Source organism: SAR324 cluster bacterium (assembly GCA_029245725.1).
Taxonomy (GTDB): Bacteria; SAR324; SAR324; order SAR324; family NAC60-12; genus JCVI-SCAAA005.
Genome location: JAQWOT010000018.1, coordinates 43,262 through 49,261, shown reverse-complemented (window position 1 = coordinate 49,261; position 6,000 = coordinate 43,262). Strand labels below are relative to the sequence as shown.

The window sequence follows — 6,000 nt, the reverse complement described above, 5'->3', positions numbered from 1 at the left end:
TGCTTAGCAGCCTTACGGGACATCTTTTTCTTGGCAGGTGGCTTGGCCTTGGCAGTTGGAGTTGTAGCCTTTTTTTTTGCTGAGTTGGCTGGCAGACGGTCATCCGCACGAGCTACTAGTTTCTCCTCCAAAGTTGCTGATTGATCTGCAGGTGCCACCTCAATGGACTGCTTTTGTGTGGAACTCTTCTGGCGTTGGACTGCTGGCTTTCTCTCAGGATTGGAACGAGCAACTGAAGAAATTACGGTGTTTCGCTGTGGAGTAATTCCTTTCCATTCGGGGATAGGTGGTAGTAACGCAGCCCACAGTTCACTCGCATTTGGTTCTACAAAGGCGAGTAGAGTCCTCAGAGCTTCTGTTCGACCAGCACCAGCGCAGGGTTCCGGACAAAATACTACATACTGGACTAACACATCAGCAAGATTACGGGATATTTCTAACCGCATCTCCTCAGCCTGTGGCTGCATGTGGAAACCAAAGCTGGCTGCTGTCTTCATCGGAGCACTTGTCAAAACAGGAGTCTCTGCCGCGACCCAGAGATAATAGCGGCTCTGCAGCAGGCGCTGTAGTTCTAACAGCCAAGTCTGTTCCTGCAAACTAGGGACGGGGTGATTGCTGTGCAGGGTCAACAGGGCGCTGGGGCGATCCGTCTGTGCGTTTGTAAACCCTGCAAGAAGTCCAAGACATCCAGTTAGAAACCAACGTTTCCAAGACATGTGAGTTTGCTCAATGCGTTGAGAAAGGAACTGATTTGTTGCAATCAGAGATGGTAGTGAGTTAGCAGAATTTGATCAATTTGGAACAATCTACACCTGCGACACTTTTGCTGCAAGTAGCTCTTTGCGTTGCAAAATCCGCCGAACCTGACGTTGTTTAGCGTCATCAAAACGATATGGCCACAGCAGCAAGGCTGCCAATACGAGAAACACCCCAACTCCCGGACCAAATAGCCAAGCCAGTGCTTCCGACACTTCTGCCGACTGTACGGTGTTGGGCACAAACCCAATTACTTCCAACAACAAACCAGCGCCTGCGACAGCGAGGGCACGTGCAGTTTTGGCGCCTAGTCGCCACACTCCAAAGTAGACTCCTGATCGGAGTACACCGGTACGGACCTGGTCATAGTCAATCACATCTGTCAGCAAGGAGTCTAGCAATACCACTGATCCCACACAGCTACCCAACAGCACACCTCCCACCAACAAAGGTACCCAGAGATTACCTGGTGGAAAGAAAGGATAGGTCACACAGCTGAAAAAGCCCAGCAGTGAGACTCCTAGCAGGAGGGGTCGTAGTTTTCCCAGCTTTCTGGAAAGTAGCACCCAACCTACTAAAGAGAGGGTCAGTACCAGCATGAAGACTACTAGAATGAGCTGAACTTCATGCTCTTCCAACAACAACCGATAGCGGTAATAGTAAAGTGCCAGGGCACCATTGATGGCCACCCCAAAGGTAGCCACGATATAGGCCAACAATAACGGTCGGAAAGTTGGGTTACGCCATAACTGAATCAGACTCTGCTTCAATTCAACGTGAGTGGCTACACGATGCATCGGTTGCTTGGCTGTAGCTACCCAGGCACAACCTGCAGTACCGCACACAATCACGGCAAGCCAAATGCTCATTTCATTCATGGCAAGCTGTTGATCAGTTGGCTCTAAACTCTCACCACTTGCAAAAAATCCTGGTAATCCAGCACCAAGGATTGCCCCAATGTTTCCACAAGCAAAACGAATTGCAAACAGGGTGGAACGTTCATCTGGTTCCACAGTCATCTCTGTCGCCATTGCCATGTGAGGCACAGACAGAATCGTCATCGCCGTGTTGAGAAAGAGAAACCCTGCTAGCAGATAAGCGAACTTTGCTGTCGTAGTTTCTAGCGATGGTGGGGAAAAGAGAAGATAGACACTGATGGCGAGAAGCAAGCCACCCAGCAGTAAAAAAGGACGCCTGCCTCCCAAATGACTGTACCAGCGGTCAGAGAGGTAGCCCATTAGAGGATCAGTCACCGCATCCCAACAAAGGCCCAGCGCAACCGCCAACCCAGCCAAACCCGGCGCTAGCCCAACCGCATCTGTATAGAAGATCAGCAAGTAGAGGCGTAGTAGTGTCTCAACAGCATTGATGCCTGTCTCTGCAATAGAATAGCCGATTCGAGTAGTGGTTGGAATTGTTGCTGTGGGCAACACTATCTCCGGGCATGTTGCGCAAAAAGTTCCTTGGCCTGCTGGCTGACCTGGCTATGCTCCACCATCGGAGCAGGATAATCTTGAATTCCCAAGGTATCAGCTTCTTTATCCCAACGATGGAGTCGGGTTGGAGAAATGCCTCGCAGCTCAGGAATCCAGCGATGAATGTATTCACACTGGACATCAAATCTCTTCTGCTGCAGCCAGGGATTGAAGATCCGGAAGTAAGGTTGAGCATCGCATCCAGTAGAGGCAGCCCACTGCCAGCTACCATTGTTGACACATGGGTCATAATCTACCAGGCGCTGAGCAAAGTAACGTTCCCCCCAACGCCAATCGATGTGCAGATCCTTGGTCAGAAAAGACGCTACGATCATTCGAGCCCGATTGTGCATATAGCCAGTGTTGTTCAGTTCACGCATACCGGCATCGACAATGGGGAAGCCCGTCCGACCCTCACACCAAGCTGCAAAACGTTGCTCGTTAGTAGACCAGGGGAGATCGTTGTAGCTGGATTGAAAAGCGTTTCCGAATACTTTTGGAAAATGAAAAGCAATCTGAGTGAAAAAGTCCCGCCAGTAGAGTTGGCGTAACAAAGGATGATCTGAGCTACCCAACGTGGGTAGTAGGTGGTGAAAGACTTCTCGCACCGAAACTGTGCCGAACTTGTGATGAGCAGAAAGTCGAGTTGTACCCTGCGCTATCGCAGGAAAATCTCGTTTTTCACCATAGTCTGTAAATCGAGAAGCCTTTGCCAGAATTGCCAGCGCCACACTGCGACCACCTGTTGGGGTTTCTGGGTGATGGGCTTCCATCTGAAACGACATCAAGTCCTGTCCCCTGTCAGACTCAAGTGGCAAAACAGAAGTTCCCCACTGTGCCTTTGGGAGCGGTTCTGGAAGCGGTACAGTCAAGTGAGCAGCATTTCGATAAAACGGAGTAAAGACCGTGTAGGAATTGCCATCAGCTTTCCGAGTGTTTTCAGGTGGATGCAGCAGCAAATCATCCACACTGTGCCAAGTGACCCCCTGTTTTTTTGCAATTTTCTCCAAATCTGCATCTCGTTGCTGACTAAATGGAGTGAAATCTCGATTTACGAACACAGCCTGTGCTCCACTTTGTTGAAGCAACTCTGGTAATAAATCCTGAGGCTTCCCTCTGAATAACAGGAGCCTTCCACCAGTTTCGACCAATTGAAGCTGCAGATCTGCAAGAGATTCCAACATGAAACGCAGAGCAGGCAGACTTCGATAAGAATGCTCTTCTACCTGTTGAGGATCAAAACAGAAGATCGGCCAGATGGTGCTGGAACGCTGCAAGGCCTGACGTAATGCAGAATTATCAAATAGACGCAGGTCTCGCCGGAACAGGAAGATTGAGGCGGTGTACATGAAAACTCCAAAGACGGGGTGAGAAAGTCGGTGAAGAGCCAGTCACCCGGAAAGTCAGAATTCCCAGTGACTGGAATAGTGGCGTGGCAGTTGATCAGCTGTGTTTTTGCAAGCTCACTGGGCCAGCGATTGCTGCATCGTGAAGGGCAGGGAATAGTCTGGGAAGACCTTGCGCACTTCCTGGGCTACGAGATCTGGATTGGCCTTGAGCCGACTTGAAAAGCCTGAGAACACGTGGGCCTTGCTACAAAGGCAACCTCGCATTGCCTCTAAGCCGTCATGTGGCAAGTAGGGGAATTGCTCAACAACCTCTTCATCAATCAGAAATTCCATTACATTATTAAATACTTTCTTCAGCGGACGCACTGGCGTATCCATCTGTGCGTACCGTAGAACCAGCGCTCGGATGATGTGTTGAGGTGAAATGCTGATCGTCTGGTTACGATGACGATTGCGATATAATAGGTTGAAGAAATAGGTGTCAGGCAAACCTTTCTTGACGGGTTGGTATATCTGATGGCACTGACCATTCTCTCTGGCAAATTCGAAGCTGGCAGAAACTGGCGCTTCAGCCAGCGAATCTTCGCAGTAGAAACCGAAATTAATGGCAATCTGTTCGATTCGGCAAGTTTCAGGATTGAGATAGCTGATCCGTACCGGCAGAACCTGATCACGAGCAGTCTGGATTCTGCCAAAGTGTCCAACTTTTACATAAGTCGCTGTTTCCAACCATTCTGTCAGAATCTGTCGGACTTCGTCACGATTGTCCAGTTGCCAAAGCTTCCAATTGTTTTCTCGAAAAACATGCCAGAGTTGTTCACTGTGCTTGGCGAAGCTTCGATTGCTATTGATCAGTGTAAAGGGACTACCCGTGCTACCGCTGACTTCACCACTTTCTTCGTTACCATTGTCTTTGGGAACCACAAACTTTGGGTGTCCCTTGACCAACTCATGGTAAATTTCCTTGAAATCTTCTGGGCGTAAATGCTCGGACTCCGCCAAGGCACAGGTACGCTGGATCACGTTCTCTAATTCACGGATATTACCTTCCCAAGGCCAGTGACTCAGCATCTCCAACGCATTTGGGTCCACCCCAACCACACGCGGATTTAACGTACTGTTCTTCTGAATGAAGTGCTGGATCAACATGGGCAGATCTTCTTGGCGCTCTCTCAGTGGTGGTAGGTAAATCGTAAACACATTTAATCGATAGAGTAGATCTTCCCGGAAGTCTTTGACCTTGATCTGATCCTCCAACTTCTGATTGGTCGCACTGATTACACGGACATTCACTTTTTGCTGACGATTACTGCCAACCGAGAGGATCTCTCCCTCCTGCAACATGCGTAGAAGTTTGACCTGTAAGGCCCTGGGCGTATCACCAATTTCATCTAAAAAAAGGGTCCCACCATCCGCCAATTTGACCAAGCCTTCCTTTTTGCCAATCGCCCCAGTAAACGCTCCTTTCTCATGACCAAACAACTCACTCTCGAAGAGTTCAGCGGGAATGGCACCACAGTTCACGGGCACGAAGGAGCCGTGCTGGCGACGACTACGCTTGTAGATCTCACGAGCTACCAATTCCTTTCCTGTCCCCGTCTCCCCACGAATTAAGATTGGACCATCTAATGGGGCGAATTTTTTGATCAGTGCCATCATCTCCAGAAAACGGGGCGATTGCCCCACCAGTTGTTTTGGAGTTTCAATAGTCTGTAGTCGTAGTGACTCGTTCAGTTTGTACTCACTGGTGAGAGCATGACGCTCTTCGACCAGTCGCTGTGCTCGTAAAAGCGAGTCCTGTAGCTTGTGCGAATCAAAAGGCTTTGAAATGTAGTCATCGAAATGACTGTCCCGAAAGGCTGATACCAGTGTGTCTGTACTTTCAAAGCCTGTGACCATGATCGTCACCAATTCGGGGTAGTTTTCTTTGAGGTGCTTACCAATTTGGAGCCCGTCAACCTCTGGTAACTGCTTGTCAATGATCACTACGTCATATTTTTTGACAAAGGTGGCTCCCTCACGCATCAGCGCAGCCCCACTCTGCAAAAAGTTCAATTCATGGCCTGAAGAGCGAAACCATCCTTTGATCAGTGCCTCTACGTAAGGTTCATCATCAATTATCAAAATTTTCATAATTTTATTTTCAAGATAATTTTATTTTGGAAAATTTATTTTATTAAAAAATGATAAAAAATTAGGTAAAGAAGTTTATTGTTCTTTTTGAGCTAGCATTCCCTAGCCAACATCAGTTTTTCAACCGAGCCAAACCCCATAAATTAAGCATCTGAACTTCTTCACCTTCCAACTCTGAATTGGCACAGGGTATGTAGCGATTGGTCGGAGTTCTAACGCTGAAGGAGGTTCTACTGCATGGTAGAAACCAAATTTCATAAAAATAAGAGAAAATTTGATCTGTTTCT

The 6,000-nt window shown here is 48.4% G+C and carries 4 protein-coding genes; all 4 read right to left on the bottom strand.

Going from position 1 to position 6,000, the window contains the following annotated elements; genetic code table 11:
- A partial coding sequence (locus P8O70_00665) for a hypothetical protein (GenBank protein MDG2195395.1) occupies positions 1-716 on the bottom strand: 716 nt, incomplete at its 3' end.
- A 90-nt stretch (positions 717-806) separates the two neighbouring features.
- Positions 807-2,186 (bottom strand): MFS transporter, encoded by a 1,380-nt coding sequence (locus P8O70_00660; protein MDG2195394.1) that lies wholly within the window; start codon positions 2,184-2,186, stop codon positions 807-809.
- Between the two features lie 2 nt (positions 2,187-2,188).
- Positions 2,189-3,580, bottom strand: coding sequence for a deoxyribodipyrimidine photo-lyase (locus P8O70_00655; GenBank protein MDG2195393.1), 1,392 nt, complete (start codon positions 3,578-3,580; stop codon positions 2,189-2,191).
- Between the two features lie 114 nt (positions 3,581-3,694).
- Positions 3,695-5,713 carry a sigma-54 dependent transcriptional regulator gene (locus P8O70_00650; protein ID MDG2195392.1) on the bottom strand — a complete coding sequence of 673 codons (2,019 nt, stop codon included), beginning with the start codon at positions 5,711-5,713 and terminating at the stop codon, positions 3,695-3,697.
- Positions 5,714-6,000: the final 287 nt, after the last annotated feature.

Coding starts and splice junctions, on each gene's coding strand:
- P8O70_00655 (MDG2195393.1), bottom strand. CDS start 3,580: ATGTACACCGCCTCAATCTTCCTGTTCCGGCGAGACCTGCGTCTATTT.
- P8O70_00650 (MDG2195392.1), bottom strand. CDS start 5,713: ATGAAAATTTTGATAATTGATGATGAACCTTACGTAGAGGCACTGATC.